This window comes from Streptomyces sp. NPDC002004 (genome assembly GCF_053593975.1).
Genome location: NZ_JBSFDP010000062.1, coordinates 1 through 21,810, shown reverse-complemented (window position 1 = coordinate 21,810; position 21,810 = coordinate 1). Strand labels below are relative to the sequence as shown.

19 protein-coding genes are annotated in these 21,810 nt (G+C 73.0%); 8 read left to right on the top strand and 11 right to left on the bottom strand.

What is annotated here, in order from left to right; all coding sequences use genetic code 11:
* Window positions 1-53: 53 nt before the first annotated feature.
* From ACWCP6_RS36280 to ACWCP6_RS36260, 5 genes are all read right to left on the bottom strand, one after another.
* Window positions 54-320, bottom strand: a complete 267-nt coding sequence (locus tag ACWCP6_RS36280) for a chaplin (protein WP_450936927.1) — start codon at window positions 318-320, stop codon at window positions 54-56.
* A gap of 142 nt (window positions 321-462) precedes the next feature.
* The gene (locus ACWCP6_RS36275) at window positions 463-939 is read right to left on the bottom strand and encodes a (2Fe-2S)-binding protein (RefSeq protein ID WP_450936926.1); all 477 of its coding nucleotides are present in this window, start codon (window positions 937-939) and stop codon (window positions 463-465) included.
* Window positions 940-975: 36 nt separating this feature from the next.
* Window positions 976-3,327, bottom strand: a complete 2,352-nt coding sequence (locus ACWCP6_RS36270) for a molybdopterin cofactor-binding domain-containing protein (RefSeq protein ID WP_450936925.1) — start codon at window positions 3,325-3,327, stop codon at window positions 976-978.
* Window positions 3,328-3,527: 200 nt separating this feature from the next.
* A complete protein-coding gene (locus tag ACWCP6_RS36265; protein WP_450936924.1) occupies window positions 3,528-3,911 on the bottom strand; it encodes a hypothetical protein in 384 nt (127 codons plus the stop codon).
* A gap of 276 nt (window positions 3,912-4,187) precedes the next feature.
* Window positions 4,188-5,111, bottom strand: coding sequence for a MurR/RpiR family transcriptional regulator (locus ACWCP6_RS36260; protein ID WP_450936923.1), 924 nt, complete (start codon window positions 5,109-5,111; stop codon window positions 4,188-4,190).
* 470 nt (window positions 5,112-5,581) lie between these two features.
* Here ACWCP6_RS36260 and ACWCP6_RS36255 point away from each other — a divergent pair, with 470 nt between their 5' ends.
* A complete protein-coding gene (locus tag ACWCP6_RS36255; RefSeq protein ID WP_450936922.1) occupies window positions 5,582-6,532 on the top strand; it encodes a PP2C family protein-serine/threonine phosphatase in 951 nt (316 codons plus the stop codon).
* Window positions 6,533-6,726: 194 nt separating this feature from the next.
* On the top strand, window positions 6,727-7,761 hold the full coding sequence (locus ACWCP6_RS36250; protein WP_450936921.1) for an MASE1 domain-containing protein: 1,035 nt from the start codon (window positions 6,727-6,729) through the stop codon (window positions 7,759-7,761).
* A gap of 54 nt (window positions 7,762-7,815) precedes the next feature.
* On the opposite strand, the gene ACWCP6_RS36245 is transcribed toward ACWCP6_RS36250, so the two are convergent.
* From ACWCP6_RS36245 to ACWCP6_RS36235, 3 genes are all read right to left on the bottom strand, one after another.
* On the bottom strand, window positions 7,816-8,430 hold the full coding sequence (locus ACWCP6_RS36245) for a TetR/AcrR family transcriptional regulator (RefSeq protein ID WP_450936920.1): 615 nt from the start codon (window positions 8,428-8,430) through the stop codon (window positions 7,816-7,818).
* A 227-nt stretch (window positions 8,431-8,657) separates the two neighbouring features.
* Window positions 8,658-9,188: an NAD(P)H-dependent oxidoreductase gene (locus tag ACWCP6_RS36240; RefSeq protein ID WP_450936919.1), complete on the bottom strand. Its 531-nt coding sequence runs from the start codon at window positions 9,186-9,188 to the stop codon at window positions 8,658-8,660.
* Window positions 9,189-9,284: 96 nt separating this feature from the next.
* Complete coding sequence (locus ACWCP6_RS36235; RefSeq protein WP_450936918.1) at window positions 9,285-10,097, bottom strand: aldo/keto reductase; 813 nt, start codon at window positions 10,095-10,097, stop codon at window positions 9,285-9,287.
* Window positions 10,098-10,316: 219 nt separating this feature from the next.
* On the opposite strand from ACWCP6_RS36235, the gene ACWCP6_RS36230 reads away from it, so the two are divergent.
* From ACWCP6_RS36230 to ACWCP6_RS36220, 3 genes are all read left to right on the top strand, one after another.
* Entirely contained in the window at window positions 10,317-10,904 is a 588-nt protein-coding gene (locus tag ACWCP6_RS36230) for a TetR/AcrR family transcriptional regulator (RefSeq protein ID WP_450936917.1), read from the top strand.
* On the top strand, window positions 10,901-12,580 hold the full coding sequence (locus ACWCP6_RS36225) for an MFS transporter (protein ID WP_450936916.1): 1,680 nt from the start codon (window positions 10,901-10,903) through the stop codon (window positions 12,578-12,580). The genes ACWCP6_RS36230 and ACWCP6_RS36225 overlap by 4 nt, the downstream gene beginning before the upstream one ends.
* Window positions 12,581-12,721: 141 nt before the next feature.
* Window positions 12,722-13,057, top strand: coding sequence for a hypothetical protein (locus ACWCP6_RS36220; protein ID WP_450936915.1), 336 nt, complete (start codon window positions 12,722-12,724; stop codon window positions 13,055-13,057).
* A gap of 73 nt (window positions 13,058-13,130) precedes the next feature.
* On the opposite strand, the gene ACWCP6_RS36215 is transcribed toward ACWCP6_RS36220, so the two are convergent.
* Together ACWCP6_RS36215 and ACWCP6_RS36210 are read right to left on the bottom strand one after the other, a co-directional pair.
* Window positions 13,131-13,382 carry a DUF6296 family protein gene (locus ACWCP6_RS36215; protein ID WP_450936914.1) on the bottom strand — a complete coding sequence of 84 codons (252 nt, stop codon included), beginning with the start codon at window positions 13,380-13,382 and terminating at the stop codon, window positions 13,131-13,133.
* Window positions 13,383-13,555: 173 nt separating this feature from the next.
* Window positions 13,556-13,738, bottom strand: coding sequence for a hypothetical protein (locus tag ACWCP6_RS36210; RefSeq protein ID WP_450936913.1), 183 nt, complete (start codon window positions 13,736-13,738; stop codon window positions 13,556-13,558).
* Between the two features lie 433 nt (window positions 13,739-14,171).
* Here ACWCP6_RS36210 and ACWCP6_RS36205 point away from each other — a divergent pair, with 433 nt between their 5' ends.
* A complete protein-coding gene (locus ACWCP6_RS36205) occupies window positions 14,172-15,416 on the top strand; it encodes an AI-2E family transporter (RefSeq protein ID WP_450936912.1) in 1,245 nt (414 codons plus the stop codon).
* 102 nt (window positions 15,417-15,518) lie between these two features.
* On the opposite strand, the gene ACWCP6_RS36200 is transcribed toward ACWCP6_RS36205, so the two are convergent.
* Window positions 15,519-16,436, bottom strand: a complete 918-nt coding sequence (locus ACWCP6_RS36200; RefSeq protein ID WP_450936911.1) for a DMT family transporter — start codon at window positions 16,434-16,436, stop codon at window positions 15,519-15,521.
* A 297-nt stretch (window positions 16,437-16,733) separates the two neighbouring features.
* Here ACWCP6_RS36200 and ACWCP6_RS36195 point away from each other — a divergent pair, with 297 nt between their 5' ends.
* Together ACWCP6_RS36195 and ACWCP6_RS36190 are read left to right on the top strand one after the other, a co-directional pair.
* Window positions 16,734-18,998, top strand: coding sequence for an FUSC family protein (locus ACWCP6_RS36195; protein WP_450936910.1), 2,265 nt, complete (start codon window positions 16,734-16,736; stop codon window positions 18,996-18,998).
* A gap of 277 nt (window positions 18,999-19,275) precedes the next feature.
* The coding region (locus ACWCP6_RS36190) for a SpoIIE family protein phosphatase (protein ID WP_450936909.1) at window positions 19,276-21,810 on the top strand (2,535 nt) is incomplete at its 3' end.

The window sequence follows — 21,810 nt, the reverse complement described above, 5'->3', positions numbered from 1 at the left end:
GGGGGGGGGCCGCGCCGGACGGCGCGGCACCCCGGTTTTCCTGCGCCCAGGTGTCACTGACAGGCGTAGTAGTACGCCGCCGGATCGAGGTAGTACGCCGCCGGGCCGAGCAGGTCGAGGATGCCGACCGAATTGCCGCAGACGTTGACCGGCATGCCGACCGGCATCTGGATGACGTTGCCGGACAGAACGCCGGGCGAGTTGGTCGCGGTGCCCATGACCGAGACGTTCGGGTCGGGGTCGGCGAGGGCGGCGCCCGCGCTGCTGAGGACGGCGCCGAGGGCCAGGACGGCCGCGGTTGCTGCGGTACGGATCCGCACGGTGGTCTCCCATCGATGGGTGGCAGGGGCTTGCCCGCACCATCCGACAGCAGGGCAGCCGTGTCGGCGCGGGGAGTTCCGCCACTCGTGGGCAATCCCGCGCCGTCCGGGGGACCGCACGGTCCGCGGCGCCACACGCCGGTCACATGTTCTCGGCGCCCTTCCTGACGGCCTGCCGGATCCGGGTGTACGTGCCGCAGCGGCAGATGTTGCGGATCTCGTCGAGGTCGGCGTCGCCGATCTCGCGGCCCGCGGCCCTCGCCTGCCGCACCTTGGCGACGGCCGCCATGATCTGACCGGGCTGGCAGTAGCCGCACTGGGCGACGTCCTGGTCCAGCCAGGCCTCCTGCATCGGGTGCAGATCCCTGCCGACGGTCGCCGGGAGGCCCTCGATCGTGGTGATCTCGTCGGTGGGCCGCACCTGCGACACCGGCACCGAACAGGGGTTGAAGGCCAGGCCGTTGATGTGCGACGTACAGGCCTGGCACACCCCCAGACCGCAGCCGTACTTCGGCCCGGTGACACCGAGCAGGTCGCGCAGGACCCACAGCAGCCGCACGTCGTCGTCGGCCTCGACCGTGACCTGCCGGCCGTTGAGCGTGAAGGTGTGGCGTGACACAGGGGCCTCCTCGACGGGCCGGGACATCGCGGACTCTCAGTAGGCGCGGTCGAGTCCGTCGGTGGGGGACTGGGGTGTGGACGGTTCGAGCGGCAGCGGTTCGAAGCCGAGGGTGCCGTGGTTCACGGGGAAACGGGTCGGCATCGTGCCGGTGGCGCGCGCATAGCCGCAGGCGATCGCCGCGAAGGCCGGAGCCACCCCGAGCTCCCCGGCTCCGGCGGGTTCCCCGGTGCTCGTCGGCATCACGACGACCTTCGTCTCGAGCGGGGTGTTCCACTCCCGTGTGTAGAAGTAGTTGTCCCAGCTGCCCTCGAGCGGGATGCCGTCCCTGATGTGCAGGCTGGAGGTGAACGCCAGGGCGATCGCGTCGTTGAGCCCGCCGAGCATCTGGGCCTCCAGCCCGCGCGGATTGATCGCGAACCCGGCGTCCACCACCATCAGCGCCCTGGTCACCCGGGGTCCGGTCACGCCGTCGCGCACCTTCCGGTTCACCGTCTCCGGGCGGCAGTCGACCTCGACGAGCGTGGCGACCGCCCCGCGGTACTCCGCGTGCAGCCCGATGCCCTGAGCGACGCCGGACGGCAGGGACCTGCCCCACTCGCCGACCTCGACCGCCTTGTCCAGGACCGCGCGCAGCCGGTCGTCCCTGAGGAACGAGCGGCGGAACGCCACCGGATCCCGTCCCAGCGCCGCGGCGAGCCGGTCGACCACCAGCTCCTGGGCGCACACCACGTTCGGAGAGTAGATGTTGCGCATACTGCCGGTGTTGAACCGCAGCGGGACCTCCTGGAGGAGCTGCGTGGTCACCCCGAAGTCGTACGGCGACGACTGGGTCAGCTCGAAGATGGTCTCGGCGAGGCTCGGGTTGCCGGCCACCGGCAGCTTGGCCGCCGTCGCCGTGACCATCTCGCCGAGCCCGTGGCCGAAGTCGGTCCGCACACTTGTGTGCCGCTGCTCGAAGCTCAGGACGTTGCCGAGCGCATGGGTCGCACGGACCCGGGAGACGCACATGGGATGGGTCCGCCCCTGGCGGAAGGTGTCCGTCCTGGACCATGAGAGCTTGACCGGCTTGCCCATCTCCCGTGAGATCTCGGCGGCTTCGAGTGCCACGTCGTGGAACAGGTGCCGCCCGAAGGAGCCGCCGCCCTCCACCACATGCACCGTGACGGCCTCCTGGGGCAGCCCGAGCAGGGTGGCGATCTCGCGCTGCGCCACGATCGGCACCTTCAGGCTCGCCCAGATCTCCGCCCGGTCGGCCCGGACGTCGGCGATCGCGTTGTCCGGCTCCAGAGGCGCGTTGCTGGCGAAGGCGAAGGTGAACTCGGCGTCGATGCTCTTCGCCGGCAGCGCCGGCACGGCCAGGGGGAGCGCGGCCGCTCTGAGCTTCGCCAGCACGGTGTCGTCCGACTCGTCGTCCACGGTGCCGGGGCCCCAGGTCACCTCCAGTGCCCGGAGCGCGTCGATGCACTGCCCGAAGGTCTCGCCGCGCACCGCCACCCCGTACCGGATCGCCGCGACGTCGGTGATGCCCGGCATGCTGCGGACCTCGTCGGCGTTGTGCACGGCCACGACCGAGCCGTTGAGGGTCGGGGGTCTGCGCACCATCGCCGGCAGGGCGCCCGGTACCCGCAGGTCCATGCCGAACGTCTTGCGTCCTGTGACGATGTCGAGGGCGTCGACCCGGCCGCGCGGGGTGCCGAGGACGGTGAACTCCGACGGGTGCTTGAGCCGGGCCGAGGCCGTCGTGGTCCGTGTGCCGGCCGCCGCGGACGCGAGCGAGCCGTAGGTGGCGCTCCTGCCGGAGAAGTGGCGGATCACGCCGTCCTCGGTGGTGAGTTCGGACACCGGTACGTCCCACTGGCCGGCGGCGGTGTCGAGGAGCCGCTGCCGTGCGACGGCGGCCGCCGTACGGACGGGCAGGTACATGCTGCGCATCGAGTTGGAGCCGCCGGTGAGCTGGTTCATCATCAGCTCCGGCCGCGCGTCGGCCAGGGTGACGCGGACCTTGTCCAGCGGCAGGTCCATCTCCTCGGCCACCATCATCGCCACCGCGGTCGTCATCCCCTGGCCCACCTCGGCCCGGGGCACGGCGAACTCGGCGATTCCGTCGGTGCCGACCCGCACCGAGATCAGGCCGGAGGTCGGCGCGGCCGCGAGGTTCTGCATGTCGCCGAGGTCGAAGATCTCCTCCGGCTGCGGGACCGACGGCACCGACGCCTCGGCCGGCTGTGCGCCGACCGCGTCCAGACCCCAGCGCACCCCCACCGCCAGTGTCGGCGCGGCGAGCAGATAGGCCAGAACCCGTCGCCGCCCGGGACCGTCGGGGCCGTCCGCCTCGAGGTCCCGCACCGGATCCGAATCCCGCGGAGCACCGCCCAGCACGGCCATGCGTGTCCCTCCCGGAGAACGAGGAGGGACCGGTGCGCGCCCCTTCCTGAGCCCCGGAGCGTGTCACGGGGCACAGGAATCGGCCAGGGTCACGACGCCCGGGCCGGGCGGGCTTCACCAAACCCGACGGTCCATCACGCCGCGCCGACACGAGGGGGGATCGGCAGGACTCCCTACGGGAGCCGGGCCGGCGCGTGGTCTCAGTGGGATCCGCGCGCTCCGCCGCCGTCCATCAGGGCCTGGGTCACGGCCCGGACGCTGCGGGCGATGTGGTTCAGCTGCATCACTTCGGCGGCGTACAGCTTGATGGTCTGTTCGATGACCTGCTCGGGCATCCCGAAGGAGGGCAGCTCGGCCCGCGCGGTCTGCAGCGCGGTGCGGGCGACACGGATCTCGTGCTGGACCTGGATCTGCGCATGGCGCGCGAGCAGCAGGGGCTGGCGGACCAGCAGGGGGTAGCTGCCGTAGCGGTCGGGCAGCAGGCCTCGCAGCCACTTGGACGCCGAACGCTCCCAGTCACGGGTGCCGGGTTCCTTGACCTGACAAGGCCAGTCCGAGGTGATCGGGGAGTGAATCAGGGACATCGTCGTCGCTTCCGAAGGGCCCGAATGTGCGGTTCAGGGGGTTTGGCGGCCCCGGCCTAGGGGATGACCGGGGCCACCACGGGAGATCGTGTGGTCGATCTCCGTCCGAGCACCCGGGTTGCGACGTGAGAAGGAGCATCGTTCCCGAGTGACCGAGGTTGCCCTGAGTGGGGAGGGCTGGGAGAAGTATTTATATATACCGTCGAGTACGCAAGGGTATGAAAAATTTCATGTGCGGCGATGGCTGAATCGATCCAGTCCAGCGAGGCCGGGACGTCAGTCCTTGAGGAAGAAAGTGTGCTGGTCAGCGATGTGTTCGTAGGCCTCGAGGCGGGCCTGGGTGCGCTCCGGGTCCGCGTCGGTCATGGCTTGAAGTAGTGCGGAGGACATCACACCGGGGGCCGCGTACGAGTCGAAGACCAGCCGCGATCCGGTGCCCGTGGCGAAGGTGACGTCGGCCTCGTCGGCCAGTGGGCCGAGTGCGAGATCGGTGATCAGGGCCACGCGCAGGCCCGCCCGGCGGGCCACCTGCAGTGCCGTCAGCGTCTCGTGGGCATGCCGCGGCATCGCGAAGGCCAGCACCCAGGAGCCGCCTGCCTCGCGGGACTGGAGCAGCGCGTCGTAGGCGACGCTGCCGCCGCGTGTCACGACTCGCACGTCCGGATGGATGCGCCGTGCCGCGTACGCGAAGTACTCCGCCAGCGACACCGAGATGCGCAGCCCCAGCACGGTCAGGGGGACCGACCGCGACAGCTCGCGCCCGACCTCGATGACCTTGTCGGGGTCGGCGAGGTCGCGCCGCAGGTTCTCCAGGTTCTCGATCTCGGCGTCGACGGCCGCCTGCAGCTCGTTGCCGTGGATCTCCGTGGGGGCGTCGGGGCTGCCCGCGAGCGTGCTCAGCGCGATCGACTGGAGCCTCTCCCGCAGTGCCGGATAGCCGCTGAAGCCGACGGCGGCCGCGAACCGGGTCACCGATGGCTGGCTCACGCCCACCCGCTCCGCCAGATCGGTGATCGAGAGGAAGGCCGCTTCGGTGATGTGCTCGATCAGGTACTGGGCGATCCGGCGTTGTCCGGGAGAGAGTCGGGGGCCGTCGAACAGGGTCCTGAGCTGCGAGGTGGGCGACGCCTCGGTCTCCGGGGCCGCCTTGCCCGCGCTGATCGCGGACGCCTGAGCACGTGCATGCTGCGGCGATGACACCGGTGTGCGTCCTTCTCGTCCCACAGTAGGAAACATAGCTCACCAGGCCGCCCGTGCCTGCTCATACCGGTGGAGGAGCACACCATTGGGGAAGGTGCGGGCGCACGTGGTGGTCCGTGAACTCGGCCGCCGTGCCCGGAGTTGACGTGGTGCAGCCCGCCGGGTCGCTTCTGCGGAGACGGGAGACGGGAGACGGGAGACGGGGGACGGGAGACGGGAGACGGGGGACGGGAGCCTGGTCTCTCCCCCCGGGCGCGCACCGTGCTCACGGAATGCCCGCGGAATGCGGCCGGAGGCAATCGCCGGGCACCTGCCGCGCACCCGCGCCGGGACCCCGACGGCTGATCACTTCATGACATGCAGGGAATGAATGGATAAAATGGGCCAAGCCTCGCGGGTGCGCAGAGGTGGAGGGTGAGAGGCGCAGCCGGTGTGCAGTGCCTGGGACCGACGTGCGGCGGAGAAGATCCATGGCCACCAATCGCCCCGCGGACGACGGCGATGAGCTGCTGGCCAGGCTCGGCTCGTTGACCGCCCAGGCCAGGGAGCGCGCCGAATGGCACCGGGCCCGGGTGGAACTGGCCATGGCGCTGCAGCGCGGCATGCTGCCGGGCGCCCTGCCCGTCGTACCCGGACTGCGCGTCGCCGCCCGCTACCTTCCCGCGCACAACGGCCTGAACGTCGGGGGCGACTGGTACGACGGTTTCCCGATGCCCGACGGCTGCATCGGCTTCTCCATGGGGGACGTGCAGGGCCACAACATCGAGGCGACCGCGTTCATGGGCCAGGTCCGTGTGGGCATGCGCTCGCTTGCGTCGGTCATCTCCGACCCCGGCGAACTGCTCGCCCGCACCAATGACGTGCTGCTGTCGATGGGGGCCGGACTCTTCGCGACCTGCACGCTCATCCGCTTCGACCCCGCCACCTGGGAGCTGGCAAGCGCCCGGGCAGGGCATGTGCCCTCCGTCTGGGCCACCGCCGACGGGCGGTCCGGCGTCGCGTACGACGAGTGCGGGCCCCCGCTCGGCATAGAGCCGGGCGTGACGTACCCCGTGACCCGGCGCAGGCTCTGCGCGGCGGGGACCCACATCATGCTCACGGACGGGGTCGTGGAGGGGCCGTCGCTCCCCGTCGACGAGGGGCTGCGCGAGGTCGCCCGGCTCGCCGCCGCCGCGACCGCCGCCGGTATGGAGGCCGGTCCGCTCGCCTCCACCGTCATCAGGGTGTCCGAGTCGGTCGGGCACGACGACGACGCCGCCGTGCTCGTCCTGTGTCACGACGCGCCCGGACGGCCGGGTGCGCCGGCCGGCCCGGCGGAGGCGCTCGGGCGCACCGCGGGGAGGCACGACAGGCCGATCGCACACGCGGCAGGCAGGCACGACGGGGCGCCGGCCCACGGCGCGCACACCCGGCGCGGGTGACGGACGACCGTGCGGGGGCACCGGTTGCTGCCGGCATGCGGGCGGACGGGTGAGGCGTGGTGACGGCCGTCGGCCGACGGGACGCACGCCCCGTGCGGCCCGGGCCGGGCACGACGCGGCACGCCCCGCGCGGAGGGCCGGCGGGCCCCGATGGTGCGTGTCCTGTCTGGCCCACCGGGAACGGGCGGTGTCTGATGGCTGATGTGGCGCATACCTGGGACGTGCGGCGTCTGTCCGTGACCGGCGTGGAGATCCTCGCCGTGGCGGCCTGCTACGTCGCGGCCGGACGCCTGGGACTCCTGGAGCAGCTGGTGGTCGGCGGCGCACGCGTGACGCCGCTGTGGCCGCCCACCGGTATCGCCGTGAGCGCCCTGCTCTTCCTCGGGCTGCGGATCTGGCCGGGGATCGCCCTCGGCTCGTTCCTCGTCGTGATGTCGCTCGGCCCCCTGGACTGGACCGTCGTCGGCGTCACCGTCGGCAACACGCTCGCCCCCGTCTGCGCCTGGTTGATGCTGCGCCGTGTCGGCTTCCGCATCGAGCTCGACAGGTTCAAGGACGGGGTGGCCCTGGTGTTCCTCGGTGCCCTCGGCACCATGCTCATCAGTGCCACGATCGGGGCCATCACGCTCGTGCTCTACGGCAAGTTCGGCTGGGGCAGCTTCTGGCCCGTCTGGGCCGCCTGGTGGGTGGGCGACGCCATGGGGGTTCTGATCGTCACCCCGGCCCTGCTCGCGCTGCGCCGCCTGCGCCGGCCTACGGACCTGTCCCGGTGGCCCGAGGCCCTGGTGCTGGCGGTCAGCGTCTGCGTCGTGGCCCCGCTCGTCACCCACAGCGGCATCAGCCTGCTGTTCCTGATCTATCCGGTGATCATCTGGGCGGCCCTGCGCTTCCAGCTCGTGGGCGGCGCACTGAGCTGCCTGCTGGTGTCCGTGCTCGCGACCAAGGCGGCCGTGGACGGCATCGGGCCGTTCGCCCACCACCCGCAGATCGAGGTCCTGATCAACCTCCAGGCCTTCAACGGCTCCGTCGCCCTCTCCGCGCTGCTGCTCTCGGCCCTCGTCACCGAGCAGCGCAACACCCGCCGGAAGATCGAGGAGATCTGCCTCGAACTGGTCGAGGTCGTGGACCACCTGGCCCCCGGCGAGACCGCCCAGAACTGGCCCCTGCCTGACCTGGGCAGACGGCAGGGGCGGGGCCAGGAGCAGGCCGAGGAGAACGAGGCCGACTGATCCCCGTGGGGCGAGCGGCGGACAACCGGTGCGGTGGCCCCGGGGCCGCTCCGCTCAGGCGGCGGCCGGTGCGTGCAGCCCCGCGAGGACCAGGTCCACCGCTTCTTCCGCCCAGCCGGGCCGGCCGCCGCGCCCGGCCAGGTGGTCGGCGTAGAACGGGCCGAGCAGGGCCGAAACGGCGGCCTCCAGGTCGGCGTCCGCGCGGAGCTCCCCGGCCCGCTGCGCCCGGTCGAGGGCGGTGAGCAGCAGGTCGCGGCGCGGCAGCACGAGCCGTGCGCGCAGCAGCGCCAGGAGCTCCGGAGTGTGGGCCTCCTCGGCCAGACAGGTGCCGATCAGCGCCATGCCGTTCACCCGCTCGACCGTGGCGGCGAAGTCGTGCAGGACGCCCAGGAGATCGGTCCGCAGATCGCCGCTCGGGGACGGGGCGTCGGCCATCCGGAGGCCCGCGAGCGCGGCCGTCAGCAGATCGGCCTTGGTCCTCCACCGCAGATGGATGGTGGACTTGCTGACACCCGCCGTGGCCGCCACCTGGTCCAGGGTCATCCGGACGTATCCCTGCGAGGCCAGCAGCTCCAGGGCCGCCCGCAGGATGGCCTCGTCCTTCTCCGCCGACCGGGGCCGGCCGGTGCCCTTGACGGTCTTCGCATCGCGCGTGGTCGGAGAACGCATGGTCGAAGAATAGGTGAACCGTGAACCGCAGTCGGGGTGTCGGGGTCCGGGCCGTGCACCGGGCTTGCCCCGGTGGCGACCGCGGGAGCCGGCCCGACCACTCCGGTGCGTGACCGGGGGCCGGGCGCGGAGGCTCCCCGCACGCGGCCCGGAGTCCCGGGCGAAGGGGCTCGCGGGGCGCGCCCGTTGCGGGCCCGTGCCGCTGCCCGGGCCCGTGGTGCGGCTCCTCAGGCCCCGAGCAGTTTGCGGTAGCGCTTCGCGTACAGCGCCAGGTCCTCGTCGGAGATGCGACGCGCGCTGTGCACGACCAGCGGCTCGGCCAGCCGCATCCCGGTGAGCCCGGCGGTGGCCTCGATCGGGCTCAGCAGCTGACGCATCGTGAAGCCGTGGAAGCCGTCCGGGGCGTACGCGGTCTCGGGCCCGCCGGTGGAGGTGACCACCTGGAGCGTCCTGCCCCGCAGTGCGGTGCCCCCGCTGCCGTAGGCGAAGCCGTAGGTGAGCACCTCGTCCATCCATGACTTCAGCACGCCCGGGACCGAGTACCAGTGCCAGGGGAACTGCCAGACGATCATGTCGTGTTGGCGCAGCAGCCGCTGCTCGTGGGGCACGTCGATCGGCCGGTGGGTGTAGGCGGCCGCGATGTCGTGGACCGTGACGTGGTCGAGGTCCGCTATCGCGTCGACGAGGTGGGCGTTGATACGGGACTCGTCCAGGTCCGGGTGGGCGAGGACGACGAGGGTGCGCGGGGCACCGGACATGCGAGGGCCTCTCCGGGTGTCGGGATTCGGGTGGCGGTGGGGTGCGGTCGTGCGGGAACCCGACCGGACGGCCGCGTCGGGCCGGGTCCCCGTGGGTCAGACGGTGGTGCCCGGGTCCCAGCCGGTGGTCAGGCCCTCGTCGAGCGCGTCGAGGCGCTTCATGTCGTCGTCGGTGAGGGCGAAGCCGTCCAGGTCGAGGTTGGCCTTGATCCGCCCGGCGTCGGACGAGCGGGGCAGGGCCACGAAACCGTGCTGGAGGCACCAGCGCAGCAGCACCTGAGCGGGCGTCACGCCCAGGCGCCCGGCGATCTCGGCCAGCACGGGATGCTGGAGCCGGGCGCCCTTGGTGAGCGGGCTGTACGCCTCGACGGCGATGCCCGCCTCCCGGCAGCGCCGCACGGTGTCCGCCCGTGTCCCGTACAGGAACGGGCTCAGCTCGATCTGGTCGACGGCCGGCACGACGTCGCTGCTGTGCGCCAGCTCGTCCAGGTGCGGGGTCAGGAAGTTGCTCACACCGATCGAGGCGGTGAGCCCCTCGTCGCGGGCCCGGACCATGAACTCCCAGGTGCGCAGGCGCTGCTCGGTGGGCCAGTGCATCAGCCACAGATCCACCTGGTCGAGCCCGAGCCGCTTCAGACTCGCCTCCAGGGCGGCCAGGGGCCGGGCGTGGTCGCTGTTCCAGAGCTTGGTGGTGACCCAGATCTCCTCGCGGGGGATGCCGGATTCGCGGATCGCCTCGCCCACCGACTCCTCGTTGCCGTACACCGCGGCGGTGTCGATGTGGCGGTAGCCCGCCGCGAGGGCCGTCAGGACGGCATGCGTGGTCTGCTGTCCGGGGGTCAGGCGGAAGGTGCCGAAGCCGAGCGCGGGCAGCCTGCGCCCGTCGTTGAGCTCCACAGTCGTCGTCACGGGATCTCCACTCTGGTGGACGCCTCTCGGCGTCGGGGACCCTCGGTCCGGCCATCCGAACCGAGTCGTTCGGTATTGCATCGACGATCGGTGGTGACAACGACGCCGGTGGGTCCGATGTTCCCGTGCCCGCCGGGAGATCGGGCCGATGCCGGGCGCATGGAGCAGGATCGGCCAGAACGAGTAGACACTGTCTACTCGTCCTGGTAGACAGTCCTCATGATCGAAAACGACACAGGACTGCGTTCGCGGCTGGTGGACGTCGGAGTCGACCTGGTGGGGCAGGAGGGCGTGCAGGCGCTGACCCTGCGGGAGATCGCCCGGCGGGCAGGTGTCTCGCACGGGGCGCCGCGGCGTCACTTCCCGACCCATGTCGAGCTGCTGTCCGCCATCGCGCGCCGCGGATTCGACGACCTGGGCGCCAGGGTCGCCGAGGTGACCGGTGACGGGGGAGCGACGGACCCCCGGGAGCGGCTCATGGCGCTCGCGCGGACGTATCTGGACTTCGCCCTGTCCCGGCGGGGCATGTACGAACTGATGTTCCGCCATGACCTGCTGGAGAGCAATCACCTCGGCCTGCGCGAGACCACACTGCCGCTCTTCCAGGTGCTGGTCGAACTCGTCGGGCAGGTGGGACCGGGGCCCGCCGCCGGGCCCCGGGTCGTGGCGGGTGCGCTCTGGGCCAATCTGCACGGCATGGCCCAGCTGTGGGGCTGGGGGAGCCTCCAGCTCGCGACGGGGGCCGATGCCGTCGAACCCGTGCTGCGTGCCGCGCTGGACGCCCATCTCGGACCGGCGGCGTCATGAGCGCGGTCGTGAACAGGGCGGGGCGGACGGCGTCCATGGGGCCGGACTCCGGTGCGGAACCGCCGGCGAAGAGTTCGCGGCGCGACCGGCGCTTCACGCTGATCGGCAGCATCACCGGTGCGGTGGTCGTCGCCCTGGACGGCACCGTGCTCTCGGTCGCGCAGCCGGCCATGCAGCGGGATCTGCACGCCTCGTTCGTGCAGGTCCAGTGGACCAGTACCGGCTATCTGATCGCCGTGGCGAGTCTGCTCGTCTTCGCCGGCCGTCTCGGTGACCGGTTCGGACATCGACGCGTGTTCGCCGCCGGAGCGCTGGGTTTCGCGGTCGCATCGGCCGGGGTGGGTCTGGCGCCCGGCGTCCGCTGGGTCATCGGCCTCCGTATCGCCCAGGGGGTGTTCGGGGCGCTGCTGCAACCGGCCACCCTGGGGGTGCTGCGCGCCGTGTACCCCCGTGACCGGGTGGGAACGCCCATCGCGATACGTACCGGTGCCATCGGTGTGGCGGCCGCATTCGGCCCGCTCGTCGGCGGCGCGCTCGCCGCCCATCTCGGCTGGCGTTCGGTGTTCTGGCTCGGCGTCCTGCCCGCACTGGCGGTCGGTCTGCTGGCCCTCGCGGTCCGTGTTCCGGAGCCCGGGGACGGGTCGGGGACCCGGCTCGACCTGCCCGGCGCGTGCCTCCTCGGGGTCGCCCTGGTGTGTCTGGTGAAGACCCTCGTCGAGCTGCCGGACGGCGGGTGGACGACGCGGACCGCGCTCGGACTCGTCGCCGTGGCCGTGGCCGGCGGCGCCTTCGTCCGGCACGAGCGACGCGCGGCGAGCCCGCTCGTCCCGGGGCGCGTCCTGCGGTCCCCGGGCATCGCCCCGGCGCTCGGCATCCTCGTCGCGGCGTCGGCCGCGCTCTTCGGAGCGCTGTTCCTCGGCACCTACTACCTGCAGGGCGTTCTGGGTCTCGATGCGCTGCGCAGCAGTCTGCGGGCGCTGCCGCTCGCCGTGCTGATGGTGCTCGGCGCACCTGCGGCGGCCGTGCTGATGCGCCGGTACGGAGCCCGCCGCACCGCGCTCCTGGGGACGTCGCTCGTGGCCCTGGGCATCCTGGCGATGTCCCGCCTCGACCAGGCGTCCCCCGCCGTGGTGATCGGTGGCTGCTTCCTCGTGCTCGGCGCCGGTTTCGGCATCGTGATGGTCACCGCCACGGCGGTCGTCGTGCGCCAGGCACCCGCCGACAGCGCGGGAGTCGCCGGCGGGCTCCAGCAGACCGCGATGAACCTCGGCCCGACCCTGGGCGTCGCCGTGGCGACCTCGCTGATGACCCTCGCCGGGTCTCCCGGCGTGGCGTCGGGGGACCCGGGCCACGGCCACGGTCCGCGGTGGGGAGGCGCGGCTTTCGTCGCGGCCATGGGTCCCGCGCTCCTGGTGCTGGCCGCCGTCGCAGCGACCGGAGTCCTGATGGCCGTGCGCCTGCCGAGGGGCGCGACGCGCCGCGGTCGGGAGGCCGGGGGTGGCAATGGCGCGAACGGCAATGGCGCGAACGGCGAAGACGTGGGCGGCAAAGGTGCGTACGGGGAAGTCTCGGACGGGGAGGACGCGCGCGGGAAAGGCGCGGGCGGCACAGGCACGCACGGGGAGGGGGCGCATGACACGGTGCCGCGTCCCCGCGGCGAACCGGGCGCCCCGTGACGGGTGTGATCGGCGATGGGACCCGTGACGGGTGTGCACAGCGAAGGGTTTGAGCCGTCATGGACCCCGGGGGCGGCGGATTTTCGCGAGGAGCGGCTTATTGGCGCGACGTCGACGCCGGTGCGTGGCAGCCTCCCCCGCATGCCTATCGAAGAGCGCGAGCACGAGGGTCGCCCCTACGCGGTGCAGTTCACGTACTCCCTGCCGGACGAAGCATGGTGCGTCGAACTCAGCGAGGCGCTGCCGGCCCCCGAGGCCTGGGCCGCCATCCCCGGGGCGCAGCAGCACCTTCCGGGTGATGCCTTCCTGGTGGCGGTGATACCCGACGAGGATCCCTGGGCGGAGCCGACCGTGCATATCCACAGCTATGACGAGCATGTGATCCCGTACGACATCATGCGCTGGTTCATGGACCACGTGGCGGAGCAGGTCGTGCGGTGCCGCGCCGCCATGGAGGAGGTGGGGGAACGGGATTGAGCCGTGGGGTCGCCGTGACGGGCGGGGGGCGGGGTGCGGCCCGGCATCGTGCCGCACCGGCCCGGCACGCTCCTCACACGGGACGCGCCTGGACCTTGGAGTCGCTGCTCTGGTGCCCTCCGCTGGCGAGGATCCGGACCTCGCCCCGGTCGCTGATCTCCGCCCGGACGATGCCGGAGTCGTCGGCGTAGACCGGATGCCCGCCGGGGCCGGAACGCTCCGTACGGTGCACCACCACGACGTCCTCGCCGGCGTTCTTGCCCTGCGTCGGCGTCGTGGCAGGTCCGTAGCTGAAAACCAGCTCGTATTCGTCTTGGATGGGCATGCCGCCTCCGGAATGAAGCAGTCACCATGCATCCCGCACCCCGCGGTAACGGGCACTTCATGGCAAAAGGGGCGCAGTCACGGAGAGTCTACCTTTTCCGGTCCGCCTTCACCTGCGGTGTTCCTCGGGCCCGGGGCAGCGGACCGGCCCCGGGGGCGTGCACGGGGCGGGGATCAGCCCCGGGGCGTGAACATGGAGGGCGGCGCCGTCTGGAAGCCGCCGATGGGTACTCCGCTCATCGCCCGCTCCAGGTCCCGCAGCGTCCGCTCGGCGGCATGCCGCACATCGGCCGGAACATCCCCGCGCTCGCGTATGAGCTGGGCGTAGATCGGGGCATCGGCCTGTGTCGTACTCACGTCGAACTGATCCTTCCGAGAGGGCTGTTCACCGCATTCCGGGGGGCCGGCGGCGGTGGCTGAGTGTAGGGCGCGGACGACCCCGCACACGAATCGGCCCCCGGTCCGCCGGCCACGCGCGACACGCGCCAAGCGGCCCGCCGCCGTGGACACTTCCGGACCGGCGGGACGGACCCCCGGCCGGACGCGCACAAGTCGCCGCCCGCCCGCGACCGTTGTGCAGGGACGCCCGGCGGCGCACCACGACACCGAGTGCGCCCCCGGCGGCGGTCTCCGCCACCGGGGGCTCGGCGGTGTCCGCCACCAGCGGCCTTTCGGCCGGACGCAGGGCCGGGTTGCGGGCGTGGTCCGGGCTCGGCACCTAGGGTGCTGCTGGTCGCGGACCGGTGACCGCCCGGCCGGGCGGACCGGAACGCAGGAGGTGTGGTGGCGCGTGGGCAACGGTTCGGTGCCGCCCGACAGGCCGTCGGGACGGGGCGGGGCGGAGCCCGGGTCAGGACGCCGGAGGCGCCGGGGCGCCTCGGGCGGGCGGCGCACACGGTTGACGGGCCGGGAGGGGCGGGCCCGGCCCGCGGCGGCCCTGCGGTCGGCGGTCCGGCCGGACCGTGCGGTGCGGGTCCATCCGGCGCTGCGCATCGCGGCTGCGTATGCCTGGCGGCTGCTGGTCGTCGGCGTGGCCATCTACGAGATCTTCACCATCCTGGGCCGCTTCCAGCTGGTTGCCGTCGCCGTGTTCCTCGCCCTGGTCATCACGTCCGTACTGCGGCCCCTGACCGATCTGCTGGACCGCCGGCTGCCCAGGTCACTCGCGGTGGTCGTCGCGCTGGTGGGCAGCATCGTGCTCTTCTTCGGACTGCTCGCCCTGGTCGGCAACGCCGTCGCGGGGGAGTCGGACCAGCTGGCCGCCGAGTTCCGCGGCGGATTCGCCAGGATCCAGCGCTGGCTGGAAGGGCCGCCGTTCCGGGTGAACAGAGCCACCCTGTCGGGGCTCCAGACGGAAGTCGTCCATTTCCTCACCGCCCACCGTGCCACCCTCATCAGCACGGCGGTCAGCGGCTTCGGCCGCGTCGTCGAACTGGTCACGGGAATCGTGCTCGCCGTCTTCGCCTCGATCTTTTTCATCCATTCGGGTGAACGACTGTGGTCCTGGTTTCTCGGACAGATCCCCGAAGGCGCACGACCGCTGTGGAGCCGCGGAGGTCGTGCGGCCTGGACCACCTTCGCCGGCTACACCCGGGGCATCATCATCGTGGCCGCGACCAACGCCACCCTGGTGGGCATCGCGCTGTTCGCCCTGGGCGTGCCGCTCGCCCTGCCCCTGACGCTGCTGGAGTTCTTCGCCGCGTTCATCCCGCTCATCGGCTCGCCGATCGCGCTGGGCGTGGCCACGGTGGTCGCCCTCGCGGGCCGCGGACCGGTCGTCGCCCTCGCCGTGGTGCTGCTCATCGTCGTCATCGGACAGATCGAGGGCCATGTCCTCCACCCGCTGGTGATGAGCTGGGCGGTGCGCCTGCATCCCGTCGTCGTGGCGATCTCGGTCATCGCGGGCAGCATCGTCGCGGGCGTGATCGGGGCGGTCGTCGCCGTCCCCCTGGTCTCCGTCGTCTGGTCGGTCGTCCAGGCGACGCGCACGGCGGCCCGGGAACAGGGCCGCACGGAAGAGGGCAGCACGGGATGACGACGAAAGGGGGCGGCACAGGCGGCCGGCTCGCCTTCCGTGACGCACCCGTGCGGGCAGGATCGTCCGTCGAGCGCCTCCGGCGGTTCGCGGTCTGCGGGTCTACCGGGAGCTTCGCGAGGTCGACGTGCCGGTGCCGGACACGGGCTCGGCGTCATCGGCCACCAGGGTCCGGGTGAGCGGGGTACGGGCGAGCCCGACGGCGCCCACGGCGATGAGGGCGACACCGAGCAGCTGGGGGGCCAGCCGCCACCCGGTGTGGACCTGCTCGTCGTAGAGCGTGACACCGAGGGCGAGGCTGACGAGCGCGTCGCCGAGGGTGAGTGCGGGCTGCGAGGCGACGAGGGGCCCCGCTTGCAGGGCGTGCTGAAGCAGGAGGAGCGCGCCCACCCCGGCCACGGCGAATCCGTACGTCTGCCAGGCCGTCAGGAACCCGGGCAGCCCGTCGACGTCCAGGATGTGCGTGGACGTCTTCATCAGGGCGGCGGTGAGTGCGTAGGCGATGGCGCTCGCGGTCGCGAGACAGGCGGCGCGGGCCCGGCCCTCGGGACGTTTCAGGGCCACCGCCGACAGGAGGACGATCACGCCGCAGCAGGCGACGAGCGCGGGCAGCCAGCGATCGATGGGGACGTGTGTGCGATTGCCGCTCGGGGAGGCCGCGGCGAGCGCCACACCGAGACCGACCACCACACAGGCGACGGCGATCCAGCCCGACAGGGGCATTCTGCGGTGCAGCACGAAGGAGGCGACGACGAGGGCAAGCGGCAGTTCCAGCACGAACAGCGGCTGAACGACGGTCAGCGGCCCGGTCGCCAGGGCGAAGGCCTGGCAGACGGCCGCCGCGATGACGGCGAGGATCCCGCCGAGCCAGATCGGCGTCCGCATCAGATCAAGCAGCAGGCCCAACCGGAAGTGGTCGCTGCGGGGGACGCCGAGAGCGGCCCGGCGCTGCAGCACCGTGGCGACGGCGTTGCACAGCGCCGCACCGAGGGCGAACAGCACCGGCACGAAGGCGCGCACCACGGTCACCTCTGCCCGTCGGCGAGTGTCGGGCGCACAAGGACCTCCGGCGGGCCATGGGGCACAGGGCGAGGCCCGGTACCGCTGACGGCTTCCTCGTGCCATGGTCACCCCCGGCGCGGCCCCTGCGCGAACCGGCCGCCACCCGCCGGGCCCCCGCGCGGCTGCGGCCCGTCCGCCGCGCACCGAGAATGGTCCCCGGGCGCCCCGCCATCCCGTACGACGTGACGGAGCGCCAGGTGCGCGGGGCCTTCAGGTCTGCCGCGCACCGGACTGCCGCGCGAGAACGGCCCCGTGATGAAGCGCAGACCGACGAAGAAGCCCGCCGTCGACCGCACCGCCGCCTTCCGGCGCGCCGTGCGGGTGACGGCGGCCGCGTCCGTCGGCTTCTATCTGTGCCTGTACGCGTTCCACCAGCCGGTCATGGCGATCTACGCCCTGTTCGGCGCCGTCTCCCTGGGGGCGCTGTCGCAGATCCCCGGCTCGGGGCGCCAGCGGGCCCGGGTCATGCTCGGGGCGCTGCCCGTGGGCTGGCTGCTCGTGGCGCTGGGCACCGCGCTCGCGGTGCGGACCTGGGCGGCCGTCCTGGGCATGCTGGTCGTCGGCTTCGTCCTCGCCTTCGCGGCCGTGGCCGGCCCCCGGCCCGCCGGCGCGGCTCCCGGACTGCTCCTGTTCTACATCCTGCCCTGCTTCCCGCCGTACGCCCCCGACACCCTGTGGGCCCGGATGGCCGGTCTCACCCTGGGCGTCTGCCTCCTCGCCGCAGCCGAACTCCTGCTGATGCCCGCGCCCCGGGCCCTGCCCTACCGGCTGAGGCTCGCCGCGTCCGTCGCCGTGGCCGGGCAGGCGGCCGCCGACCTGGCGGACCCCGCGTTCGTGCCGCCCGGCACCTGGTCCGACCAACTGGGCGAGGCGGCCGCGACGCTCCGGCTGTCCGCCATCCCGCCGGCCGAGCGCCCCGCGGGTCCCAGCCGCAGCGACCGCGGCTTCGCACAGGCCGCGATCGCGGTACGCCGGCTGCTCGACCATCTGGAACGCCTCGGCACCTCAGGCGCCCGGCCGGGGGAGGACCCGGCCTGCGCGGTGCTCCTCCGCCACGTCCGCGACGTGTGCGACGCGGCGGTCACGCTTCTGCGCGACGGCGGAACGCCGCCGCCGGCCCCGGGCACCCCGACGGTCGTCGCTCCCGACGCCCCGGTGGCCCTCACCCCGCTCGGCCCCGTGCCCGTCACCCCGGGCCCGACCTCGTCCACCGACCCGGAACCGCCCTCCTCCGGAGGCGCTTCCCCTCCCCGGCCCACCGCCGCCGCGGCGGAGTCCTTCCTCCTGGAGGAATCGCCCGTGCTGCGCTTCCAGCGCGAGCGTCTCCACCGGGCACAGGAACGGACCGGACTCGCCACGCCACGGGAGGTCGCGGCGGCACTGCGGCAGTCGGCCGTGCTGGGCGCCGCCGAGGCGGCGCGGGTGCTGGAGACCGCCACCCGGGTCGGCGTCACCGGCCGCCGCACGGAACCCGTCCCGCCACGACGGCTGTTCTGGTATGTGGAGGCCGGCACACCGGACCTGTGGCTCAAACGTCTGGAAGGCAATCTGACGCGCCGGTCGGTCGCCCTGCACAACGCCCTGCGCACCGGCCTCGGCCTGGGCATCGCCCGGCTGGCCGCCGGCGCCCTCGACCTGTCCCACGGATTCTGGGTCCTGCTCACCGTGCTCACCCTCTCCCGCACGACCGCCGTGCAGACCTGGAGCGCCGTCCGGGTCGCGCTGCTGGGGACGCTGGCCGGCGCCGTCGCCGCGGGCGCGCTCCTGGTGGCGGCCGGACCGCACACCGAGATCTACGCGGCCCTGCTGGCCCCCGCGATGCTCGCCGCGTTCGCACTCGGGGCGATCCTCGGCGTCGGCTGGGGGCAGGCGCTGTTCACCCTGGTCGTGTCGATCGCCTTCGCCCAACTGGCGCCCGCCACGTGGCAGCTCGCCCAGACCCGGATGCTGGACGTCCTCACCGGCAGCTGCATCGGTCTGCTGTGCTCCCTCATCGCCTGGCCGGCCGGCGCCCGCCACGAGGTCCGGCTCGTCATGGCCGAACTGCTCCACGCGGTCGGCACCGTCATCACGGACACCACGGCCGTCGTGCTCGGCCCGCTCGGCACGCCGCCCACCGTGGACTCCGCCCGCTATGCGCGCAACACCCTGCGCCTCGCCGAGACGTCCCTCGCGCAGTACCGCAGTGAGCCCGACGACCCCGACGCCCCGCTGCAGGACTGGCACTCCGTGCTGCTCACCGCCAGTCACGCCCTGCTCGGGGCGCACTGGCTGCCCCGCTACGACCGTGTCCCGCCCGCCCCGGGACTGGACACGGCGTGGGCGACGACCACCGCCGACGGGCTGGCCCTGGCCTGCGAGCGGCTCGGCGACCACCTCACACGCGGTGGGACCGCCCCGCGGCCGCCACCGCCGCCCCACGCTCGGCTCGCCACGGCCGGCGCCGCGCTGCCGATGCTGGCGGACCTCGCGTACTGGATGGACACCATCACCGTCGACCTCGGGCACATTCCCCGCTGAAGCCCCCGTCGGCCCCCGGAGCCCGTCACACCGCCCGGCGCCGGGCACACTCCCCACCCGGCGGGGCCGCCTGCGCCGTGGGCATCCCGAACGTGCACGTCGGCCGCGACGGGGCGCATGCTGACTGTGTGACCTACGGGGCGGCGCGCGGGGCTCACCGACGTGGGCCGACGGTGCCGTATGCGCGGAGACGGCCGGATCCGGCGCCCGAGGCGGACCCCGGCCCTCGTGGCGGTACGGCCCGGCCGGGCGCAGCCCGCCGAGCGAGGGCGGGCCGATGACCGGGATCGCGGGCGGCGAGCCGTGCGGGCCGCCGGAGCCGGCACGGGTGCTCGCCGCTGCCGTCGCCGAGGCCGTCGACGCCGCCGACGGCTATGCGGGTGGCGCCTATCTCCGCTCCCGCACCGACGGCCTGCTCCGGCTCGCCGCCCTGGCCGGACTTCCCCTGTCGCTGTTCCGGCCCTGGCGGCAGCTCCATATGAACCGGCCCTTCCCGGTCGCCGAGGCCTTCCGCGACGGCACGGACATCCAGCTCGCCGACTCGGCCGAGACGATGCGCCGCTTCCCGCAGCTCGCGGCCGGGCTGCCGTTCCCCTTCGGATCGCTGTACGCGCCGGTGCAGTCGGCGGGACGGACGTTCGGAGTGCTGCTGGTGCTGCGGGAGGCCACCCCGGGCCGGCCCGTCGCCCCCGAACACCCGCGCAGGCTGCGCGGCGTCGCCGAGCAGCTCGGCGCGCGGCTGGCCGAGGTCGAGGCCCGCGGCTCGGCCGTCACCTGGGACGACGAGCCCCTGGCCGTCCAACTGCCCGCCCCGTGGAGCGCGCCGACCCGGATCGGCCGCTTCCTCTGGGACGCCGGCACGGACGCCGTGACCGTGGACGACGAGCTGTGCGCGATCCTCGGTCTGCCCCCCGAGACGTCCCCCGGCACACTCGAGGACCTGGTGGCCGGCGCCTCCCCGCAGGAGGCGGGCGAGCTGCTGGCCGCGGCGCGCGAGGCGGCGGAGGCCGACGAACCCCTGACCCGCAGGATCCGGGTCCGGGCCGCCGACGGCCGACTGCACCTGCTGGAGCTGTCCACGGACCACGGGATGCAGCCCCCGGGGCACCACGTCGGCGGGGCGTGGGCCGGCAGTGGCAGGCAGGTGGCCGGACTGCTGGTGGACCTGGGCGCTGCGGCGGCCGCGGACGAGGCGGCGGGACGATTCCCGGAGGGTGTGTTCTCACTCGACAGACTGGGCCGGATCACCTACGTCAGTCCCTCGGCGGAGCCGATGTTCGGCATTCCCCGGGAACAGCTGCTCGGGCGGGTGCTGTGGCAGGCCGTGGCCTGGATCGCGCCGCACGAGGAGCAGTTCCGGGCCGCCATGCTCGCCCATGAACCCGTGCACTTCCGGGCGCACCGCATGAAGGGCGCGGACAGCGAGTGGTTCGCGCTGGCGGCGTTCGCCGACCGCAGCGGCGTCAGCTGCAAGATGTTCGGCACGGACCGGCCGCCGACCGTGCCCGATCCCGACCTGCCGCCCCCGCCCGCCATCGGCGGCGACACCGAGACGGACGACATCCGGGCCGCGTGGGCCGCGGTCGATCCGCTGCGGGACCTGGCCGGTGTCGCGAGGGCGATCCCCGTGACGGCGCTGTACCGGCCGGTCGCCCTCGCCATCGCCCTGACCGAGGCCGTCACCGCCCGTCAGGTGTCCGCGGTGGTCACCGAAGAACTCCTGCCCGCCTTCGGGGGACGACAACTCGCCCTCTACGTGCTCCGGGAGCGGCAGCTGTACCTGGCCTGGGAGACCGGATTCCCGCAGGGGTTCCTCGACCAGTTCGACGGCGTCGCGCTGGACGCCAGGCTGCCGGGCGTGGAGACCCTGACCAGCGGACGCCCGATCTTCTTCGAGTCCATGGGGCAGCTGGCCGCGGCGTACCCGGGAATCCCGCTGGACGCCCACCGCGGCGCCCGGGCCTTCCTGCCGCTGATCGCATCGGGCCGCCCGGTCGGATCCTGCATCCTCGGTTTCGACCAGCCCCGCGGCTTCAGCCCCGAGGAACGCACGGTGCTCACCGCGCTCGCCGGGCTCATCGCGCAGGCCCTGGAGCGGGCCCAGCGCTACGACACCGAGTTCGCGCTGGCGCGTGGCCTCCAGGACGCGCTGCTGCCGCACGGACTGCCGGTCCTGGACCGGGTGGAGACCACGGGGCGCTACCTTCCGGGCACCCGCGGCATGGACGTCGGCGGCGACTGGTACGACGTCATCAGGACCTGCGAGGGCGCGGCCCTCGTCATCGGGGACGTCCAGGGACACGGCGTGGCGGCCGCGGCCACCATGGGGCAACTGCGCAGCGCCGTAAGGGCGTTCACGCTGATCCCGCACACACCCGAGGAGGTCATGAGCGGCACCAACAGACTGCTCATCGACCTGGACCCGGGGCAGTTCGCGAGCTGCTGCTATGTGCGGCTCGACGCGTCGACGGGCGAGGTGCAGGCCGTACGGGCCGGGCATCCGCAGCCTTTGCTGCGTCACCCGGACGGGCGTACCGAGGTCCTCGACCTCGCCGGCGGTGTGGTGCTCGGGGTCGACCCTTCGGCGGCCTACCCCGTGACCCGGCTGTGTCTCGAACCGGGTGCGGTGCTCGCGCTGTACACCGACGGGCTGGTGGAGCGGCCGGGCACGGACTTCGACGTCGGCGTGGAGCAGCTGCGCGCCATGCTCTCCGCCGCGGACGAGCAGTCCCTCGCGGGCCTCGCGGACGTGTCGATCGTGTCGTCCGTGTTCTTCATGTGCCTCGCCGACAAGGTGCTGGTCTACGGCGAC